The 20,675-nt window shown below is 35.4% G+C and carries 16 protein-coding genes and 1 pseudogene; 10 read left to right on the plus strand and 7 right to left on the minus strand.

All coding sequences use genetic code 11. The features are described from left to right. Window positions 1-90: 90 nt before the first annotated feature. Window positions 91-426, minus strand: coding sequence for a winged helix-turn-helix transcriptional regulator (locus tag AO843_RS03120; RefSeq protein WP_231630051.1), 336 nt, complete (start codon window positions 424-426; stop codon window positions 91-93). Window positions 427-595: 169 nt separating this feature from the next. Here AO843_RS03120 and AO843_RS03125 point away from each other — a divergent pair, with 169 nt between their 5' ends. Then, window positions 596-1,219: a flavin reductase family protein gene (locus AO843_RS03125; RefSeq protein ID WP_054609705.1), complete on the plus strand. Its 624-nt coding sequence runs from the start codon at window positions 596-598 to the stop codon at window positions 1,217-1,219. Between the two features lie 221 nt (window positions 1,220-1,440). Here AO843_RS03125 and AO843_RS03130 read toward each other — a convergent pair whose 3' ends face one another. Then, window positions 1,441-2,076 carry a hypothetical protein gene (locus AO843_RS03130; protein WP_054609706.1) on the minus strand — a complete coding sequence of 212 codons (636 nt, stop codon included), beginning with the start codon at window positions 2,074-2,076 and terminating at the stop codon, window positions 1,441-1,443. Window positions 2,077-2,087: 11 nt separating this feature from the next. Beyond that, window positions 2,088-4,373, minus strand: coding sequence for a hypothetical protein (locus tag AO843_RS03135; protein ID WP_054609707.1), 2,286 nt, complete (start codon window positions 4,371-4,373; stop codon window positions 2,088-2,090). Between the two features lie 407 nt (window positions 4,374-4,780). Here AO843_RS03135 and AO843_RS24455 point away from each other — a divergent pair, with 407 nt between their 5' ends. From AO843_RS24455 to AO843_RS03145, 3 genes are all read left to right on the plus strand, one after another. Next, entirely contained in the window at window positions 4,781-4,945 is a 165-nt protein-coding gene (locus tag AO843_RS24455; protein ID WP_156313928.1) for a hypothetical protein, read from the plus strand. 310 nt (window positions 4,946-5,255) lie between these two features. After that, window positions 5,256-5,801 (plus strand): GNAT family N-acetyltransferase, encoded by a 546-nt coding sequence (locus AO843_RS03140; RefSeq protein WP_054609708.1) that lies wholly within the window; start codon window positions 5,256-5,258, stop codon window positions 5,799-5,801. A 190-nt stretch (window positions 5,802-5,991) separates the two neighbouring features. Beyond that, window positions 5,992-6,399 carry a C40 family peptidase gene (locus tag AO843_RS03145; RefSeq protein ID WP_054609709.1) on the plus strand — a complete coding sequence of 136 codons (408 nt, stop codon included), beginning with the start codon at window positions 5,992-5,994 and terminating at the stop codon, window positions 6,397-6,399. Window positions 6,400-6,551: 152 nt separating this feature from the next. Here AO843_RS03145 and AO843_RS25520 read toward each other — a convergent pair whose 3' ends face one another. The 3 genes from AO843_RS25520 to AO843_RS03155 all read right to left on the minus strand — a co-directional run bounded on the left by AO843_RS25520 (window position 6,552) and on the right by AO843_RS03155 (window position 8,656). Further along, window positions 6,552-6,653: a tyrosine-type recombinase/integrase gene (locus AO843_RS25520; RefSeq protein ID WP_369814403.1), complete on the minus strand. Its 102-nt coding sequence runs from the start codon at window positions 6,651-6,653 to the stop codon at window positions 6,552-6,554. 100 nt (window positions 6,654-6,753) lie between these two features. Further along, a complete protein-coding gene (locus tag AO843_RS03150) occupies window positions 6,754-8,286 on the minus strand; it encodes a M56 family metallopeptidase (RefSeq protein WP_054609710.1) in 1,533 nt (510 codons plus the stop codon). 1 nt (window position 8,287) lies between these two features. Beyond that, on the minus strand, window positions 8,288-8,656 hold the full coding sequence (locus AO843_RS03155; RefSeq protein ID WP_054609711.1) for a BlaI/MecI/CopY family transcriptional regulator: 369 nt from the start codon (window positions 8,654-8,656) through the stop codon (window positions 8,288-8,290). Window positions 8,657-9,830: 1,174 nt separating this feature from the next. Between AO843_RS03155 and AO843_RS03165 the strand changes: the two genes are divergently transcribed. From AO843_RS03165 to AO843_RS03185, 5 genes are all read left to right on the plus strand, one after another. Next, window positions 9,831-11,663, plus strand: a complete 1,833-nt coding sequence (locus AO843_RS03165; RefSeq protein WP_054609713.1) for an S-layer homology domain-containing protein — start codon at window positions 9,831-9,833, stop codon at window positions 11,661-11,663. Between the two features lie 72 nt (window positions 11,664-11,735). Further along, window positions 11,736-15,548 (plus strand): chitobiase/beta-hexosaminidase C-terminal domain-containing protein, encoded by a 3,813-nt coding sequence (locus AO843_RS03170; protein WP_054609714.1) that lies wholly within the window; start codon window positions 11,736-11,738, stop codon window positions 15,546-15,548. 385 nt (window positions 15,549-15,933) lie between these two features. Next, window positions 15,934-16,929: an ABC transporter substrate-binding protein gene (locus AO843_RS03175; RefSeq protein ID WP_197278859.1), complete on the plus strand. Its 996-nt coding sequence runs from the start codon at window positions 15,934-15,936 to the stop codon at window positions 16,927-16,929. Between the two features lie 137 nt (window positions 16,930-17,066). Continuing rightward, window positions 17,067-18,728, plus strand: coding sequence for an AraC family transcriptional regulator (locus AO843_RS03180; RefSeq protein ID WP_054609715.1), 1,662 nt, complete (start codon window positions 17,067-17,069; stop codon window positions 18,726-18,728). A gap of 284 nt (window positions 18,729-19,012) precedes the next feature. Further along, the gene (locus AO843_RS03185) at window positions 19,013-19,414 is read left to right on the plus strand and encodes a topoisomerase (RefSeq protein ID WP_231630052.1); all 402 of its coding nucleotides are present in this window, start codon (window positions 19,013-19,015) and stop codon (window positions 19,412-19,414) included. A 237-nt stretch (window positions 19,415-19,651) separates the two neighbouring features. On the opposite strand, the pseudogene AO843_RS23905 reads toward AO843_RS03185, so the two are convergent. Continuing rightward, window positions 19,652-19,987: pseudogene (locus AO843_RS23905) on the minus strand (tetracycline resistance MFS efflux pump); the annotation flags it as partial. Window positions 19,988-20,137: 150 nt separating this feature from the next. On the opposite strand from AO843_RS23905, the gene AO843_RS03195 reads away from it, so the two are divergent. Beyond that, a complete protein-coding gene (locus AO843_RS03195; protein WP_054609717.1) occupies window positions 20,138-20,674 on the plus strand; it encodes an RNA polymerase sigma factor in 537 nt (178 codons plus the stop codon). Window position 20,675: the final 1 nt, after the last annotated feature.

Below are 20,675 nucleotides of genomic sequence, written 5' to 3' on the forward strand. Positions count from 1 at the left end.
AAAGAATGAATAGACCAAATGGAGCTTTTTGTGTGTCCGGAATCTGGACTTAGATCCACATACAAATTTTTACTCCTTATAAAATTAAGTTCATATTTGATTTGCCACGCCCCATTTGCACATTTCCTCTAATATTGGCATTAAACTCTTTCCTTTTGGCGTTAAGGAGTATTCCACTTTTGGAGGAATTTGAGGGTATTCTTTTCTGTGAATAATTCCAGAGTTCTCTAGTTCCTTTAACTGAGAACTTAACATTTTGTGTGTGATAGCAGGTATTTTCTGCTTTAACTCCCCATAACGTAAAATCGAATCGGAAGATAATTCATACATTATTTTCATTTTCCACTTGCCACCGATTAACGATAATGTGAAGTCAAAGGGTCTTTGTTTGCTGCTACTTATGAAATTATTACTTAATTCTGGCAATAACATCACTCTCCTTTAAGTAAGTACCTATCAAAAAAGTGCATACTAGTATTATTTGTATTCAAGTTTATAATTTGGGATGGAATTATTAGTATTTCAGAAGTCTATAATAATTCAATTATAGAATCGATATATTACTTAATCAAATAAGTTGAAGGGGAATGAATAGATGTCTAAAGAACAGAAACTCATATTTAATACAATTGATTTGAACGAGGATGAGATGTATAAATTGCTAATTGGCTCTGTGGTACCTAGACCGATTGCATGGGTTTCATCAAAAAGTAAGGATGGCATATTAAATTTAGCGCCATTCAGCTTTTTTACTGTAGCTTCTCGAAATCCACCAACACTTTTGATCTCAATAGGACCAGGTGTTAATGAAAGAATGGGAAGCGTTAAGGATACGTTAACAAACATTCGTGAAGTAAAGGAATATATAATTAATATGGTACCTGAGCAGCTTGGGGAAGCGATGTATCGTTCATCGGCAAGTGTAGAGCCAGAGAAAAATGAGTTTGAGCTTGCAGGAGTGACTGCCCAGAATGGTAAAGTTTTGAATGTACCGGCAGTGCTAGAAGCGCCAATCTCAATAGAACTTAAGTTAGACCAAATTATTCCTGTTGGAGGGGATTATTTAGTGCTTGGTAACGTTGTATGTGTCCAAATAGATGAAGCAATCTATGCCGGAAACTATAAAATAGCTATCGATAAGTGGAAGCCCCTTGCTAGTTTGGCAGGAGACTTTGCCGGACTAAGGCCTTCATTTTCATATGGACAAAAAGGTACATAAATCATTTTGTTAGCTGAGATGGGTCTATTTGATATTACTAAAACCTAGGTGTTATAGATAATCAGGGGATCTCTTTAGACAATCCAGAACATCCAATCTATTCGGTGTGCAAAATGACACAGCCGATATTTAGAAAATCTGAGATAACACTACATAGGAAAACTAACCTCGTATCTTGTTCAAAATACGAGGTTTTTTTCAGCTGCATCTCTTTGTGTGGATTATCTTTCCACTAATTCAGATAGTTTCATATATTCTTTTAATTTTACCGCCTTCATTTGGCGGGCTAATTTCATATAGTAGCCTCCGCCAGTACCTCGTTGATTATAGCTAGAAACATTATGTGCGTTACAAATCGGTAATAGATGTACATTACCACCTTCATCAACTGTTCTAGAATTTTTTGCATATAAAATCACATGCCCACCTACCAAAATTCCATGATACGTAAAGTCTTTCTTGCCCTCTGGCGTCGGTACTATTGCATCCTGTGAATCCCCAATGTAAATTGTATCAGGCTCCGCACAACAAGATTCTACAGGATCAGACAAAACTTCTCGGATCAAGGCAATCCAAGAGGTAACTGAATGTTTCGGGTCAGGTTTAGGTGAAGAACTTCCCTCCACGTTGGCAAAATTTGTCCCGATATCTAAGGGATCTGTTAAACCATCATATACCGACCTTAAAGGGGCAATGATAAATTCATCTGTATAGCTCGTATCTGGGTTCCATAAATCTGCAAAATAAGCGCCTTTCTCATCCTGCGTTTTACGATAAACTACTCGGCAGTTCGCTTCCTGCTCCCTTGTTAATTGCAACTTAGCACCTTCTACTGTAGCTGGCAAATTTACAAACATTCTCGTTCCTCCTATAAGTTTAAAGTCTGTTTATTATATTTTTGATTGTAATCATCTAGCATTTTTTGAAATTTCGTTACAAACTCTAAAATAGAGATGAAATCAGTATTACTACTAGCCTCTGTATTGTTTATGTTGACACTTTTGTCTGCCGGTGTTGCTTCGAGATAATAGCCTAAGATTTGTGGATTCGTAAAGCGCACCGTTACGCTGTTAGCAGAGGATTGCACACTGGAATTACTTTGCTTTGAGGATGAGGAAGTAGACCTGCTTCCACCGAAAATAAAGAAGCCTCCGCCTCTTGTTGAATGCTCCTCAACACTTTGTGCAAATGAATCTGACATAGCGTTTGCAGTAGTAAATTTAATCGTAACATCTCGCGCAATGACAAATGACGTAGGGAAGCATGGAAAAACACATTGATTCATTTCCTTAAGGCGTTTATCTGAAAAGCCCTGATAATCTTCCGTTGGTGCAATAGATTTGCTGGATGTATTATACATATCCTCAGTCAGTAAAAAGACCCCGGGGTTAAACCACTCTCGTCCAATTTGTACTTTTGCAACTGACATGCCAATTTGGATGGACATCTCTGAATTACTAGAAAACTCTTTTTTGATTGCATCCTTATGACTAGAGCTGCTGGAATAGCCTCCAAAGAAAAAGGATACACCGTGGTTAGAGGAAGCAGCAGAAGTATTGGATTTGGAAGCTTGTTCCGCTTCTTTTAAACTGGATGTGAGGATAATTTGTGTAAAATTCTCTGGTACATGATTTGGTGCAACGTCATTTTTATCTACTTTCTCACTTTCCTTCTTTGAAGTTTGTAAAAGAGTTGCAACCCTTATATTCTCTTTTAATGCCTCAATATCTTGATTTGTATTGTCAAGCTGCTGCTGTAATGGAGCGAGCATGGATTTGAATTGTAGGTTATTTTTCGCTTCAAAATACTTCATCGCAGCTTCTGTTGCCTTTTGTGCCTTGTCAATCAAATCATTTTGTGCATTAAAACACTCATCAAATTTAGCTTTAAATTTATTAAGCAAGTCTTGTACATCTTCAGCAGCAATACCAAAAATGCGCATAACCGTTGAAGGGGAGACTTTTGTTACATCATCTAATCCTTGAGAAACTTTCACATCGACCAATGTTTTTAACATATCTACTGTTGCATTTAAATATTTTTCCGACAATGCCTTAAGTGCCTCTTTAAACACTGTATCGCTTTTTTCATAGGCGTCTTTTAATTCTTTTACTTCTTTTTCATTGGGTATAATCGCTAAAATTGAGTTAATATTACTTGTAATATTGCTACGTTGGGTTACTAATAGAGCAAGTTGCTGTGCTAATGCTGTTGGACTTTCAAGTAAGTCAACAGGTGTAAAGGAGGTATTCAATAAAGTAAACCAATTTTCTGGGTAAAGCTGTACAGGATAAACATGTGCACCATCAGGATTCATTTTCCCTACATTGGCAACCGCAGAACGCGCCTCAGCAATTTCACGTCCCACACCACTATCTAAAATACCATTAATAATATCCATATCGCCTGGCGAAAAAACACTCAATACTTTACCTAGCTTCTCCTCCACCCCAAGCAACTCTGCCTCTGCCGTTATTTCATACCAATCCAAAAATTCATTATTGCGTTTCTTATAGGCTTCAGCTGTAGGCTTTGGATATTTACTCGCAAGTTCATTTTTCTTTTGCAACTGTTTTTCTGCCCATGCTTGTTTAGCCTTTACATAATCGCTATACAATCGGAAGAAAACTTGTTCAAGCGTGAGTATATCCTTCTTACCATCACCAAAATTATAAGGATATGGCGTCATTAATATTTCTCGCAGTTTGTTTTTAGCCTCAAAAAGCTTACTATTTAATTTAGGTGTTAGCATATCCAGTGCTGTTTTATACTGTGTTGATAAATGACGCCCATTATCAGAGGCCGTCATCTGACAAGCATCAAATAATTTATTGACAAGCTTTGATTCATTGGCTCTAACATAAGAAGGCTTCGGTTCGTTATTTTCAATGTCATAGGTATACTGTGAGGCATCGATTAACGTCCCCGGAAGGCTCATACAAAAAAATTGATTTGCATTACTGCCACCAATAACGGAAGTAATCTCTTTATATAGCTTATCTGCAAAACTTTCAGTAGTAGGCGCCGCCTCATCTTGCAAATTCTTTACTGTCATTGAATCATTTTGTTCATTTGGCTTATCTGGAGAGCTTGAAGTAGGTGCCTCATCTTGCAAATCCTTTATTGTCATTGAATCATTTTGTTCATTTTCCACTGTAAAACCTCCTATACATAATTGATGAGATAGCAACATCTTTTTCGCCTAACTGCTAATTTTGTAGTACTGATATAGAAACATTAAAAGATTTTTCTTCCATAATCTTATCGAGTAAAGCGGCTCGGTGTTTGCCCCAGGAAGGGTCATATCAATACAAACTCCTATAATTGTAATATATATATAAATATGACAATACTGACGAATGTTAATAATTAGATAATTAACATTTAAAAAACCTCTTACAGATAATAATCTGCTAGAGGTTTTTCTTATCAATCTTTTTGTATAGTATCAACTTTTTTCATGAGTTTTACTGGCTTTTTGAAGAGGGTTTTTGTATTGGAAAGAAAAAAGGATGTTCGAGATTTTAATAAGTTTATCAATTCAAAAAAAGGAGACTAAAAATGAACAAATATTTAAATACAGCAGTAGAAAAATTTGAGAAAACAGAAATTGGAAATATTGAAGGCTATTGGACATTCGCGCATAGCAAAGATTTAGAATGGGAAATTGCCCCCTTTAAAACTAAAAAGAAAGCGATTGCTGCTGGCAAGAAGGAATTCAGTTGAATTTTTATATTCCATTTATTAAAGGTAAGGTGTGGGGATTTTGAATCTATCTAATTGAATTAGGGAAGAACAGGGATACGTGATGCTTTCAATTTTTTGATGGATCCTTAGATGTTCGAGGTTTTACGAATAATTTTTTCTCGATAATTAAAAGTATCTCATGTGTAGTATTAAAGGTTGTTTAGGATAGTGTACTTCTTCAACTAACGGAGCAGGTTAAAGCAATAAGGATTTACAATAAAATAGTATATACATCATACACTTTAATAAATTGAATAAAATGGTTGTAAAGTGAGAACGGAGGGATTCTATGAAGCTGGTAGGGCAACAAATTTATCTGCGACTTTATAAAATTTCTGACGCAAGCGAGTTAGTTAGCTTGCATAATAGAAATCGAGAATTTTTTCAACGAGTTAGCCCATTACTCCCAGAAGCCTTTTATACAGAGGAATATCAAAAACAACGCCTTCAACAGGCATTGAAAAAGACAGATGAAGGGCAATTATATGCCTTTGGAATCTTTTTAAAAGAAACTAATAAACTGATCGGAGACATTTCATTAACTCAAATTTCAAGGGGAGACCTCCAAAGCTGTTATACGGGATTTACTTTAGATAAGGAGAATAATGGAATGGGCTATACAACGGAAGCTCTTAAACTTGTTGTAGACTTTGCTTTTAAAGAATTAAAATTGCATAGAATTGAAGCAGGAGCTATGACTGACAACATAGCATCTATACGTGTATTAGAAAAAGTAGGGTTTGAAAAAGAAGGTATAGCTAAAGAAAATCTAAAGATTAATGGCAAATGGACAGATCATCAAATATTGGCTATCATCAACAGCTTGGATGTGTAAGCTTTTTTCACTTCATTATGTAAACGAGATTTTGCTACTTATCTATGGAGTTGCTGAGTAACTCTTTTTTCGAAGATTGAGTAAGATATGTTTCACTTAAACAAAAGAAGGAGGCTAGTTAAAGAAGCAATGCCCAAAGTGTTTATTTTTTGACAGGAAGTAGTGCTCTTTTGGTTGAATATATATTTGTTTGGCTTTTGTAGAGGATGCATTAGAAAGAAGTAATGACATTGAAATCTTTGGTGGAGATACTGCAAAAGAATCTGCAGATTTATTTGAAGAAAATATGCAAACAGGTATACCTCCAAAAGAAACCATTGTTTTTAATAATTGCTTAGGAGTCATTAATGGTGAGCGAAAAAATTGGGGGCATGTAGGCTTATTAATTGGTAATGGGGAAGTTATTCATGCTTGTTATAAGGGGAAAATTAACAATTACCTTGAAGTAGAGAAGCTAGATGCTGCTCCAGATTGGGAAGAACCAAAGTTCATTGGATTGGTAACACTTGAACGTATTATGGTTGGGTCTCAAAGGAAAATTTATAAAAAAAATATGCGGAAAATATATAGATACAACAGGGAGCGCTTGTTTAATTAGCGTCTCTGTTCTTCTTAAATTAATGGGGTGCATTGATTGAACAGAGAAACATTTATGATGTTTCTCTGTTTTGAATAAACTAAAAGTATTCCTGATAAAATCACTTCCTAAGCTTTCCACTTGGTTGTGCATAAATCAGAGTTGTTTCACTTTTATGTCCCATTGTTTAATAGATGTGTAGCGTAACTATGTCTTAATCGGTGGGGATATATATCTTTATTAATTCCAGCACGACTTGAGATTCGTTTAATGATACATACTCATCATCCATTTTTTCTTGTATAACTACTAGATTCGAAGGTATAAGGAAGAAGCCCGCCCAAATCACTCAGCTATATAACACGATTTCTATTGCTAGGACTTCATATAACGCGGTGTAGTACCTATAGGATTCTGACTTGAGAAAGGCAGGTGATTATTGTTCGTTACCCAGCCACCAAAACGAAATGCAAATTCCACTCGTGCGTCCGTATTCTGTGTATCAATATCTCGCATATAGTCTTTCAATCTACGTTCTAGGTAATACGGCGTGATGAAATCTTCATAGGGTATCGACTTTAAATCGTTAAAAGGCAACAAATAGGCTTCAATTAGGGAATTGAGTTCATCATATTCGACAGATGCAAGTAGCTCATAATCATATTCAATATAAATTACTGTTGTATATTTTTGTCCATGCTGCTTTTGAACAATTTCAATTGGGTATCGGTATCTTGCTTCAGTACCAATGACCCCCTCGGGAAACTCATCATGATAGAGTTCTTTGTTTATAACAGGTTCTGTCGGCACAACTTTTCTATACTTCATATCATTCGGGTAAATAATAAATTTATCCGTTGCAAAGTTACCTCTGGTTGCACCATTTAAAATAGAGTCTTTCACAAATGTTTCATCTAAATAGTTTAACGGTATACTAGAGATAGCAAATGCTGAACTGACAGCCATTCCACCTGTTGTAAGTAAAATTAATAATGCCATCACAACGATTCCTGATTTCTTCTTACTCATATCCATAATGGATAGTATTCTTATTTTTAGAATTTGTGTACTTCCTAGAAAATTTGTAGAAAAAACACCTTCTCCTCTTTTTAATTTCTCAACATGTAGTAACGTCTGACTATACGTTTTTCTAAGCTGGATGTCAGTATTTTTTACTACCTCATCATCACAAGCGTGTTCACAAAGGTTGTCCAGTTCTTTAGCGAATAGATAGAACAATGGATTGAACCAATGAATACTACTAATCAGCAATACAAAAGCTTTATACCATAAATCCTTTTGTTTTAAATGAACTAACTCATGCTTCAATATCAGGTTTAGTTCTTCTTCTCGATAAGCATTACTAGGTAGCCAGATAGTATTTTTAGTAAATCCCACTAACATGGGGGAGTGAATAAAGCTACATTCTTTCAATACGATTTCTTTAGTGATATTCATCTCGCTTTTAACTTTTTCAAGCAAATGAAGAGTTTTCGGTTCAGTTATCGTTTGCCCCCATCTTTTCACCATGTACATAAAACGATAATGTTTTACAAGATGAACTGCCAAAAATACAACGATACCTAAAATCCAAATAATCATCACCATCTGCCAAACAGAAAGTGCGGTCACTGTATCTACAGATGAGGACACAAGTGTTATCTGACTACTGTTAGTTGGTACAGGTTCTTTAGATGGTAATTGCACCGTTTCTGATAGATTGACAACTGGGGTCGAAATATTGATTGTAAATGGTAAAATAAAACCTGCAAGGATAGTGAGCCAGCCATAATAAAGCCATCTAGCACTGTATCGTTTTAAAAGGAAAGGCGTTACAGCTATAAAGAGTAGTCCAATAAAGGACATAACTACTGATTTAAAGAATAAACCTACCATGATACTGTGCATATTAATCCCTCTTTTCTTCCACCCATTTAATTAATGAAGCTAAATCTTCATTAGAAATAGTATCGGATTTATAAAGTGTACCGACTAAATTCATAAAGGAGTTTTTATGATAGAGCTTCATAAAATGTTCTGTTTCAAAACTTAGATAGGCATCTTTATCTACTATAGGGTAATAAAATCTCTCCTTAGCTTTTTTCTCACTGCGAAGAAATCCACGTTCAGTTAATCTTTGCATAAGGGATACTACGGTTTGGATTTTCCAACCTTTGTCATTTCCTATTTCGCTCATTATTACACCTGTAGTAATTGGAGGATTACTCTCCCATACTATCTTCATAATCTCAAATTCTGTCTCAGGCAATTTTTTCATAGTTACTCACCTCTTTTTCATTTAAGGCAGTTGTCTTATTCGAATAATATATCTTTCTTTAATAGTTGTCAAATTTTGTTATAGATGGATTTATATCCTTCGATTGCAGGGGGTTATCCCAACAGCCATTGCATTCTTTGTTTTAAGTTGCAGATATTCTCTATAATGAAAACTTATTTACCTAGGTTATGGTAAAAAGGAAGGCTTAATGGGAGGTGACAAAGTAAAAGTATGAATAAAAGTGGTATTGACTTAATTGAACAGAGTAACATTTATGATGTTTCTCTGTTTTAAATAAACTAAAAGTACTACTGATAAAATTCCTTCCTAAGCTTTCCACTTATTTGTGCATAAAGCAGAGTTGTTTCACTTTTTCATGTCCATCAAATTTTGAATTACTTCAAGGGGTGCGTCATTGTTTATGCTAGTTGTTTTATCCATGAAATGTTTGAATGTATAAATTCCTTTATTATACATAATATCTAATTTAATGTATTATGTATGTGGAATGAATGTGAGGTGGGTTGCTTGTATTTTTCGGATATACAATTTTATATGTTGATATTTGCTTTTATTATTGTGATTTTAAGCTTCATTAAAGTTTATCAAATAAAAAAAGAGTATTTGATTAAGCATAGGGAACTAGAAGTGGAATTCGAAAGAATTGAATTAGAAAGACAAAAAATAAAAATAAAAGTAGAAGATATAAATGGCAAAGTATGAGGGAAGTTGCTTCTACATTTTTTAGAGTTTATTTGGGTAGATTAATAAGCTTGATTAAATTTGGTTTTTAAAAAAGCTGATGAGTAGATGATACTCATTAGCTTTTTTACTGTTAAGTTTTGTATCAGACTTTCCAATATCTGTTAGAACTGGTCGGGTACAATTGCGCTTTTGTTCATGCGAAAATATGATTGCATAAAATTTGAATTATCATAAAAGTCTAATTGTTATAATGCGATGCTAGAGGATAAAGGACCTATTATTACTATTCTCATATACATTGTAAAAGTTTAATATGTACTATTTTACATAAAATTTAGAATATTAATATTAAAATAGAATGTATTTATTATTTTTCTGTTAAAATTACTATGTTAACCAATATTTTGGTAAGGTGAATTTCAACAAAATTATCCTTATTAAATAGGAATGGGGAGGCATTAGTCTAAGTATGAGTAAATCGAGTAAATCGAAGTATTTAAAAGCAATAACAGCAATGGCGTTAATGGCTTCAACGGTGGTAGTGGTAGCACCGATTGCATCTGAAGCGAGTAGTTTCAAGGATGTACAGCGAACACATCCATTTTATGACGAGATTAAAAATTTAAATGATCGTGGCATTATTAATGGGTTCCAAAATGGTACGTTTAAACCTGAACAAAATTTAACACGTGGTCAAGCTGCTAAAATTATTGCGGGTGTATTAGGACTAGATACATCGAATGTTAGCAATCCAAACTTTAAAGATATTCCTACTACTCATCTATATTTCGGAGCAATTGCTGCATTAAAGCAAGAGGGGATTATTGATGGCTATGAAGATGGAACATTCCGTCAGGACGATTTTATTCAACGTAACCATGTAGCAAAAATTTTAGAGAACGCCTTTAATTTAAAAGCTTCAAATGCGAATTCATTACCATTCACTGATGTGCGTGCACACTACAAAGAAGCGATTGCTGCTTTATATGAAAACAACGTAACGACTGGTAAGACAGCTACATTATTTGATGGTTCTTCAAATGTAACACGTGGGCAAATGGCTGCATTCATTACTCGTTCAGAAGCTGTTGAACATCCGACTATTCAACCTTCTCAAAGTGTAACATTTGAAGTTGAAGAATATACAGCCAATGAAATTGCTATTAATGGTACGACTTATTTATTTGACGATTCAGTAAAGGCAATTTTTACTACCGAAAACAAAATCGCACTAACGGGGGCTAAAATTACAGCAACAATTAAAAACGGTGTTGTAACAAAAGTAAATAATGTTGTTTTAAATAAGGCAGGCTCAGCAGAGATGGGCGTTGTATTCAATACAAATGCAACGCTCGATTCGATCACGATTAACGCAGATGGTGTGATAGTTAAAAATGTATCAGTTACAGGAAATGCGATCATTACCTCAAATGTTAAGACAAAAATGGAATTTGATGGTACTGCAATTACTGGCGATTTAATTATAGCTGATGCAATCGACAGTCAAAGTAAACCTGTATTGAAAATCAAAAATTCGCGTACTGGAAAAGTACATGTCAAGCGTAATAATATTTCGATTGTGTCGGACACCGTTATTCCAGAAGTTATCATAACGGCTGCCGTATCTGCTATAAATATTGATGGTGCAGCAACGAAGGTAACAATAGAATCTACAAAACTGAAAATGACTGGGAATGTAAAGTTTGAACGACTATTGCTTCCAACAGCAGTGGAATTAGCGTTGAATGCAGTTGGTGTAGTGAATTATTTAACGGTTCTAAACCCTGATACTCGGATTACAATCGGTACAGGATTACTAATAAATGAATTGTCGATTCCAGCAGGCTCAACGGTATCAAAAATTATTGTCAACTATGCCTCGGTTGCTTCCCAAATAAAAGCCATTATTGGCGGTTCTTCGCCAAGTACTGGCGTGCCAAACACAGGTGGAGGAAATGTGGCACCCGATCCGGTTATTCCACCAGAAAAAGTGAATGAATTTAATGTAAAGAATGCCGAGGAATTAACACAAGCATTAAAAAAAGCTAAAGCAGGAGACTTGATTAAGTTAACAGCTCAAATAACTGCAGATGTAGCGCTAACAGATTTAGTAATGATTGATTTGAATGGTCATACCTTGAAGGGGAATGTAACGATAACAGTACCAACAGCATCAGGGAAGTACTCTTTAATGCCATCTGGTAGTACTGGTACTATTTCAGGGGATCTTATCATTTATGCACCAAAAGTAAACATCAGTTTAGATGGGTTAACCGTTGAAGGGAACACAATAATAGAATAATAACTTCATGTAAATCCCTTAAATAGGAAAAAGGATTATTTTTTAGATAAAAAATTATAAGGAGCTAAACGAATGAAGAAAAATGAATTTAATTTCGTTTCCAAAATAGCGTTATCATTTTTACTTGTAATTTCTATGATTATGCCTTACTTAACAGTTGTAAAGGCGGAAACGACAGAAGCTATTGGAGTGGGGGAAGCGGTTAATCAATTTGATCCAAATCCTTTATTGGCTGAAGTAACAATTGCTGAAGCTCGTGCAGCGGTTGGAACGGACCTCACAGTTCAAATTCAAGGAACTGTTACGACAACACCAGGTAACTGGGGAGGCAAGGCCTTCTACGTACAAGATGAGTCAGCAGGGGTATATGTTTTCTCTAGTTCTGCAGAAGCAGGGAGCTTAACTGTTGGAGATATTGTCAAAATCACAGGGAAAACGAGTTTATTTAATGGAGAAGTTCAATTTAACTCACCGACAATTGAACGGATTTCTTCAGGGACAGCCCCTGCACCGCAAACAGTGAATCTACCGATTGATGACAGTATACAAGGTGAATTAATTACACTTGAAAATGTGAAGATTAAAGATTTAGCGCCATCTGGTACGTATGGAACATTTGAATTTAAAGCAGTTGATGCAGCAAAAAACGAGCTATTAATTCGCCATGATAACCGTACAGGCTATCAGTTCTCTCAATTTGAAGCAAATGGCTTCAATAACAATGATGTGATCACCGTGACAGGGATTGCTTCAATTTTTAATGGGATATATCAATTAAAGACGTTAAGCGCGGAAAGCTTCCGATTAGTATCAAACTATGAGCCAATACAAGTAGAGACTATTAAAGCTTCTCCAGCAACAGGCGAAGTTTATGCAGGAACAAAAGTAACATTGTCTACCAATACACCAAATGCAACAATCTATTACACGATAGATGGTTCTGAACCGTCAACAGCTAGTGAGGTTTATGATGCAGCAGCGGGCATTGTTGTAAATGAAGCACTGACGATCAAAGCATTTGCTATTGCAACGGGCTTAGATGATAGTGAAATGGCATCCTTTCATTATGCAGTTAAAAATGAGCCAACCGCTATTTCAATTACGGAAGCTCGTAATAAAGAAATCGGACAAAATGTAATCGTAACAGGTATTGTAACAGCAAAATTAGAAACTGCTACAGCGCACATTCAAGATAAAGATGGTGCGGCGATAGCAATTTATCCTGTAGATAGTCTTACTGCAAATGTCGGTGATCGCGTGACGGTGCAAGGTCAAGTAGCTGAATATAGCGGACTAAAGCAATTAATGAATATTTCGCTTGTTGGCTTGCCTGTTCCTTCGACAATACCAGAGCCACACATTATAAAAAGTATTGATGTTGCAGAAGACAATGAATCGAAATTAGTAACGATTAAAAATGTTGCCATTACTGGTTCGGGTCAAAACTTTACCGGAACTGATGAAGTAGGCACATTTGCTATTTACGATAAAACACGAGACTCTGGTTTAGTGAGTGGAAAAACGTATGGGGAAATTACAGGAATTGTTGGTCAATATACAAACCATCAACTGCTCCCGATTCGCATTATTGATGATGTAACAAAGGTTCAGGATATCAAAGCTTCTCACGTTGGTGGGGTAACAGCTGGCACGAAAGTCTCACTTTCTACAATGACAGAAGGTGCAACGATTTATTACACAGTGGATGGCTCAACACCAACAACAGCCAGTACAAAGTATTCAGGGGAAATTCTTGTTAATAAACCGATGATGATTAAAGCGATTGCGGTCAAAGAAGGTTTAACGAACAGTGCGATTGCTACATTTGTTTATGAAATTATTGATACTAAAAATGCCAAGATTAGCGATATTCAAGGGGCAAGCCATAAATCACCATATGTCGATTTAACGGTAAATGATGTGGAGGGAATTGTAACATTCGTTATTAATTCAAGTAACTTTATTATGCAAGAAAACGAGTCGGCGTTCGATAGCGTAAAATCAACTGCTATCAAGGTAAATAAGTCAGGACATAAAGTAGCAGTAGGGGAAGTTATTAAAGTATCAGGAAATGTAGTAGAAGCGGGTGGAAACTCTCGATTGACAGATACACAAATTACGGCAACAAATATTACAAAAACCGGTACTGCAGTAATTCCAAAAGCTCTTGTGATAGGGGAGGATCTATTCCCACCAAATAAAATTATCGATAATGATGGCTTGGCAATTTTTGACCCACAAGAAGATGGCATCGATTTTTGGGAATCAATCGAGTATATGCGGGTATCATTCCCAGATGCGAGAGTGATTGGACCGATTTATAATAATGATTCTCCAATTGTTGTACCGAGCACAACAAATAATACATTTAATGTCAATGGCGGATTAAATATTGCTGCCGATGATTATAACCCCGAAAAAATTATGCTTGAAGGGGTAGAAGGGAAAAATTACGATTCGGGTGATCGTTTTAATGAAGCACTTATCGGATTTGTAGAAAATTTTACAGATGGCTATCGACTGAACACAAATAAAGTCTTTCCGGAAGTGACAAAGGCGAATCATCAACAAGAAGTGACGCATCTTGAACCAGTAGCGGACAAGTTAAATGTCGCTTCTTATAATATCGAAAACTTTTCGAATAATCCTGCCAATACATCAAACGAAAAAGTAGCCAGAATTGCAGCGACATTTGTGAATAATATGAAGTCGCCAGATATTATTACACTTGTCGAAGTACAAGATAATGATGGGCAAACTGATTCAGGAAATGCTGATGCATCGGAAAGTTACATGCGATTAATAAATGCGATTAAAGCTGCAGGTGGACCTGCTTATGATTGGATTGACGTCATGCCAATTAACAATACAGTAGGTGGTGCACCTGGTGGCAATATTCGTGTAGGCTACTTATATAACCCGATGCGTGTTTCATTAGTGACAGGTATAAAAGGGATGGGTGACCAAGCGAATGGTTGGACAACAGATGGAAGCCTTGCTTTAAATCCTGGCTTTGTTGATCCATCAAAATTTGTAGATACACGTAAACCGATTGCAGCGGAATTTGAATTCCAGGAAGAGCGTGTAGTCATTATCGGAGCTCACTTAAATTCTAAAGGTGGGGATGGTTCACTTTGGGGGCCAACTCAGCCACCAGTGTTAGAATCAGTAACGAAACGTATTCAGCTTGCTCAAGCCATCAATGATTTTATTGATGAAGGACTTGCCAAAAATCCGGATTTAAATATCATTGTAGCAGGGGACATGAATGACTTTGAATTCACACCAGCACTTGGAACGTTAAAAGGTGATGTTTTAACGAATATGGTGGATAAAGCTCCAGAACAAGACCGTTTTACGTACTTCTTCCAAGGTAACAATCAAGTGCTGGATCATATTTTAGTTTCAAATAATCTTGCTGACGTTACGGATATTGACTTGATTCATATTAATGCGAACTTTACAGAAGCACAAGGCCGTGCATCGGATCATGATCCAGTATTAGTTCAAATTGATTTGAAGGCAGGTAAAGAAGAAATACCAACACCTATAAAACCTGAAAATGTATATAGCTTTAATAACTACAAAACAGGTAAATTAATAGTGAATCGCCCAAGTGTCTCGCTAACATTAGGGGAAAATACAAATATTAAAAATGGAATTGCAGTATTTAGTGAATATGCGGAATTCCACGGTGTTGGATTTGCAGACAAAACGGTAACAATCAGTCCAAAAAAAGGAAATGCGATTATTGATTTTAAAGGTACGAAAATTGGTGAAATTATTATCGAAGGAAAAAATGTAAAAGAAATTCGTAATTTACCTGCTGGAGCGAATATAGCGTATACTAAAGGGGCTTCGGCAGAGGAAATTGAGTTTAAGTAATAACTAATTGCAGTTTTTAGAGGAGTATCATTCACATGAAGAATGATGCTCCTTAATTTTGAAAGAGATATAAGTTGAACTAACTATTTGAGAATGAACACAACTAAAAGTAATGGCTTTAGTGGAATAAAGTGGTTTAGAATAATCAATCGTTTTTGGGAAACGCCTTTAAAAATAATTTAAAGAGAAAATATAATTGCCATATCCATCTGTTTACTTTTCAAAGAAATAAGTGAACAGATTTTTTGTCTTGGGATAATTATTGACATTTATCCAAAAAAATTGTTGCGTTTTTTTCATTGTTTCACCCTTTCATACAAACTATAATAACTCTGTAAATGATAATCATTTTCAATTAAAGGTAAAAAGGAAAGGGGTAATACATGTGAAAAAGCTTCTACGAAAGCAATTTATACTATGGGGAGGGAGTTTCCTTCTGTTGCTGTTGATATTATCGGCATGCAATTCTAATAGCAACACATCTGATGTGCAGGAAAAGGAAAACGAGAAAACAGCTCAATCTGATGTGCAAGCAGAGGAAAGTGAGACAACAGTTCAATATACAACGATTACAGGGGAACAAGTTGAAATACCTGCAGATCCAAAACGAGTGGTTTATATTGGTCAGACGACTGGTGATTTCTTGGCAATGGATATTCCCGTTGTTGGTAATAATCTTCCTGAAGATCCTGCTAGTTACTATGGAGATAAACTTGAAGGAATCGTTGATATTGGAAATCCTGCTAACTTAGAGACGATTTTGACTTTAAAACCTGATCTGATTATTAATGGTTATTACAAGGCGGATCCAAATCTTAACGAAGAATTGTCAAAAATCGCTACTACGATTCCCTTCAATCCAGCTCTTCCTTATACAGAACGTGTAAAGGAGATGGGGAATATCTTGGGTAAACAGGAGGAAGTAGCTCAATTGATTGCTAAGTTTGAAACACACTTTAAAGAAATGTTTGAAAAGTTTCAATTAGCAGAAGGGGAGACTGCAACAGTTTTCTACCAGTTAGGTAAAACGCTTTATGTTATGGGCGATCGTAGCCTTGGTGCTATTATTTATGGTGAGAATGGCTTTGCTGTCCCTCCAGCAGTGCAGAAGAATATTATTGATGTAGAAGGTGTGTCTTTCGTTACGGTTTCAGAAGAGGTGCTTTCAGAGTTTGCTGGTGATCATTTGTTTGTAATTGTACAAGAGGATGATGAAAGTGAATCAGAAGCTGACCGGCTGCTACAAAGCCCGATATGGGGAACTTTGCCTGCAGTCAAAAAGGGAAATGTTTATGTTGTTCCTAATGGATGGAATACAGATAATTTATTAGCTTTGGAGCAATTGTATAAACAGTTACCAGAATGGATGCACAAACAGTAAAAATTGTATTTGCCCAATCGATTTTTTAAACCGTTTGTATTCTAAAATAGCACATACTCGAGCAATAGTTGATAGAGGGTCATTATATGTTACAATAACGATAATGAGAATCATTTTCAATAGTTGGAGAGTTGCTTATGAATCTAGCACCCCTATATATTAGGCTACAACATTATGATCGATTTCAAGTTGATCAGATAATGCCAGCTAGTAGCCTCAATGAGGGAATAAATGATAATGAAACAAATTTATGCACATTATTGATAGCACTCAGTCATGGCATACGGCTGTATGTAGACAAAATGGCTATCGATCTACGACAAGGAAGCTGCATTCTAGTTTTACCTGTACAAAGCTACACTGTAGAATCAAGTAACAAAGAGACACAGCTTGCGCGCTTTACTTTTGAAACCTTTGAAGTGGAAGGAATGACTTTGAACCGGGTTGATCATCCATCCTTGCTTTGTGGTTATCCCTATCATCTGTTATTTTCTCAAGTCAAACAGATATTAGGAAATGAAGCATGGATAAATAATCAATTTTGCTCCTCACTATCCACATCAGAAATGGCGATGATGCAAGGTAGACTTCAGCTGATACTAGGGTTAATGGCTCAGTTAGATGAGCAAGCTGCCCAGTTGCAGAACAAAGACAAGATAAAATTGGTTCAACAAACTGTACAGTACATAGAACAGCATTATGATGAGGACTTGTCAGTAGAACAACTGGCTAACATGGCTGGAATGGTCAGGTGGCAATATAGTCAAAAGTTTAAGACATTGACCGGCAAAAAGCCAACTGATTATTTGGTCCAGTTACGTATAGAACATGCAAAGGAGCTTTTGTGTAATTCCACCGAGTCATTGAGCAAAATAGCTAGACAAATTGGGTTTAAGGATGAATACTATTTCAGTCGGTGCTTTCATAAATTAACTGGAAATACCCCACGTGAATATGCAAACATTCATCTACATACGCAGCAAAGAACCGTTATCGATTCACTGGGCAGAAAGATTCATGTTCCTACAGGTGCAACACGTATTGTGACTGATGGTAAATTTACACTTGGGGAATTACTCGTTCTAGGCATATCCCCTATAGGAGCGGCCATTTCTATCATGGGAGATAATGTGGTTTATCATAATAGGCTGCGAAATATTCATAGCATCGGGTATTGGGCAGATCCAGATAAAATAGCACCGCTGCAACCGGAATTCATATTGCTTAGCTATTATCCACAAGATTTGCAGGAACTGGATGCACTTGCTCCAACTGTTGTACTAGACAAGAAGTTTAGACTATTTGAACGGTTACGCTATATCGCTAAACTAGTTGAACGTAGTAAAGAGGCGGAGAAGTGGATTACTACATATGAGAACAAAGTAAGATTGGTACGTAGGCAATTAGCCGATGCTTATGTTGCTGGGGAGATGGCTACTGTTTATCTCAAGTTAGGTGCAAAATTTTATGTTATGTGTCAGACCGGGTTGGCTGCCAGCTTGTATGAATCTCTTGGTTTTCGCCCCACGCCCAAAGTAATGCAGCTAATTGAGCAAGGGCAAGCATGGATAGAAATTCAGCAACACCAAGTAAATCACTATGCTGGAGAGCGTAATTTTATCATGGCTTCTCCCCAAGAATTACAAACTATTACTCACTGTCCACAGATCGCCACTTTAGCCAAGTTAACTCCCAGTAAGACTCATTTTGTAGATTTTACATGGAATCATTGTGATCCTATCACACGTGAGCGGTTGTTAGATGTACTACCGTCTATTTTTAAGAAGAAAACGATGTAATTAGTGATTTTGCCTCATAAAAGGTACACACCAAATATGCTGAGTTTTTTTCTGTCTATTTAACATTAAAGATTGAAAACATAATAAAAATCATCTCTTAGTTATTCTTTGAGGTGATTTTTTTTGATCCTAGTAGTTACACTTGAGATAAATTTTGCTTAAATTAATGGAGCAGTTACACAAAATTATTCTTTAAATTGGAATTTTTACCAATATATACCGTTAAATTTATATATGGAGAATTGTTACAGAATCTGTAGTTTATTATGAAAGGGGAAGTAGAAGTGTTGAAAAAAACTATAATTTCAGGAATTGTATTTACTTCAATTTTGTTAGTTGGGTGTAATGGAGAGGAGAAAGGAGGACAATTAATAGAAAGCGAGCAGGAAGCAGTAATTGCTCCGACAAATGAGGAAAATGATGAATTAAAGTTATTATCAGAATTAAAAAATGAAATAATAGTATCTATTACAGAACAGTCGGAACTTGATAGTGAGTCAATAGCAATAATGGTAGATGGTAATCCTTTTAAAGAAATGACTATTTCAGTAAGTTTCCCGAAGGATGTAAAAGTTGATGATACGATGATTCAACAACTAGTTGAAGATTCTATAAAGAAAGTTTCTGAAACAGAAAACGTAACATTTAGCGAAGAAAATATAACAATAAAAATTGAGAAATACTAACGGAGAAATTCAAAAAGGATACAATTAAGGTACAGTTGCCTTATAAGATTGTGAAAAAATGTATTTAAACAATCGGGTGTTAGTTGAATAATGTAAAGTGATGAAAATAACGTTTTTAATTTTAAAAGTTCAAATAAGTATGACCCCATCTAAATTTAGGATGGGGTTATACTTATTTTTGGATGCAAGATACCATTACTACAATGTAACAATAATGGAATTTACAAATGAATTCTTTTACTCTTTTATATATGAGCGTTTATACATTTTCATCGTAACCAACCAGCTAATAATTGTGATACCTGCAAAAAGTAATAGCAAATTACTATACAAATGAGTGGACGAATCAGCATTTATAGGTAGTAATTTTCGATTTAGCAATTGTATCGACAATAATCCACCTACAATTGCTATACCTATTCCTTCGGATAAAAAGCTTGTGAAATTAAGCAAACTCATTCCAGCACCAGCTTCCTTTTGTTTCAAACTACATGAAACAATGGTGGATATAACTGTTTTCGTAAAAGAAAGCCCGCCAAAAACAAAAATTATTATAATTGTTATGAGCCAAGGCATGTTGATTTTTTATGTATTTCTTGGGGGTTTGCATGATATTTCTAGAACATTATTTTACTAAACCCTGTAAAAAATTTTTCATATAAAATGAACTATTTTTGATACTAAATTGTTACTTGTGTAGAAAACGGAAAAGGAGGTGGGCTTGTGGAACAATTTAGCGATGAAAGAGTATTGTTTCAAACATATTATAAAGACGTTTTCAGGGCTTGCTATTACATGCTTCAAAACAAATATGATGCGGAGGATCTTTGTCAGGATGTATTTGCAAAAGCGTTGAGTGAGGATTTTCGAGCCATACAAAATCAAAAATCTTGGTTACTTAGTATTGCCATGAATATGTCTCGAAATTATTTAAAGAAAAAGAATAGAATACTTTTAAAAGAAAACTTTAATTTTCTATCATCTAAACGATTTGACAATACTCAAAATATTGAGCGAACTATACAACTTAATGAAAATAAAAGTGAGCTAGTGGATTTATTGAATAAACTGCCTGTTCGTATACGAAAGGTTATGGTACTGAAATATGTGCATGATTGTAAAGATAGAGAAATTGCTCAAATTCTAAAAATCCCTGAGGGCACGGTTAAATCGAGGCTTTTTAAAGGTAAAAAGTTAATGCAAAAGTTTATAGAAGTAGATAAAAATTTATTATTTGAATGGAGGGATCATCGTGAGTAAT

This window comes from Lysinibacillus sp. ZYM-1 (genome assembly GCF_001308875.1).
Taxonomy (GTDB): Bacteria; Bacillota; Bacilli; order Bacillales_A; family Planococcaceae; genus Lysinibacillus.

What these genes read in the sequence shown, in the direction of transcription:
- AO843_RS03125 (WP_054609705.1), top strand. Translation starts at nt 596, where the DNA reads ATGTCTAAAGAACAGAAACTCATATTTAATACAATTGATTTGAACGAG.
- AO843_RS03130 (WP_054609706.1), bottom strand. Translation starts at nt 2,076, where the DNA reads ATGTTTGTAAATTTGCCAGCTACAGTAGAAGGTGCTAAGTTGCAATTA.
- AO843_RS24455 (WP_156313928.1), top strand. Translation starts at nt 4,781, where the DNA reads ATGAACAAATATTTAAATACAGCAGTAGAAAAATTTGAGAAAACAGAA.
- AO843_RS03140 (WP_054609708.1), top strand. Translation starts at nt 5,256, where the DNA reads ATGAAGCTGGTAGGGCAACAAATTTATCTGCGACTTTATAAAATTTCT.
- AO843_RS03150 (WP_054609710.1), bottom strand. Translation starts at nt 8,286, where the DNA reads ATGCACAGTATCATGGTAGGTTTATTCTTTAAATCAGTAGTTATGTCC.
- AO843_RS03155 (WP_054609711.1), bottom strand. Translation starts at nt 8,656, where the DNA reads ATGAAAAAATTGCCTGAGACAGAATTTGAGATTATGAAGATAGTATGG.
- AO843_RS03165 (WP_054609713.1), top strand. Translation starts at nt 9,831, where the DNA reads ATGAGTAAATCGAGTAAATCGAAGTATTTAAAAGCAATAACAGCAATG.
- AO843_RS03170 (WP_054609714.1), top strand. Translation starts at nt 11,736, where the DNA reads ATGAAGAAAAATGAATTTAATTTCGTTTCCAAAATAGCGTTATCATTT.
- AO843_RS03180 (WP_054609715.1), top strand. Translation starts at nt 17,067, where the DNA reads ATGAATCTAGCACCCCTATATATTAGGCTACAACATTATGATCGATTT.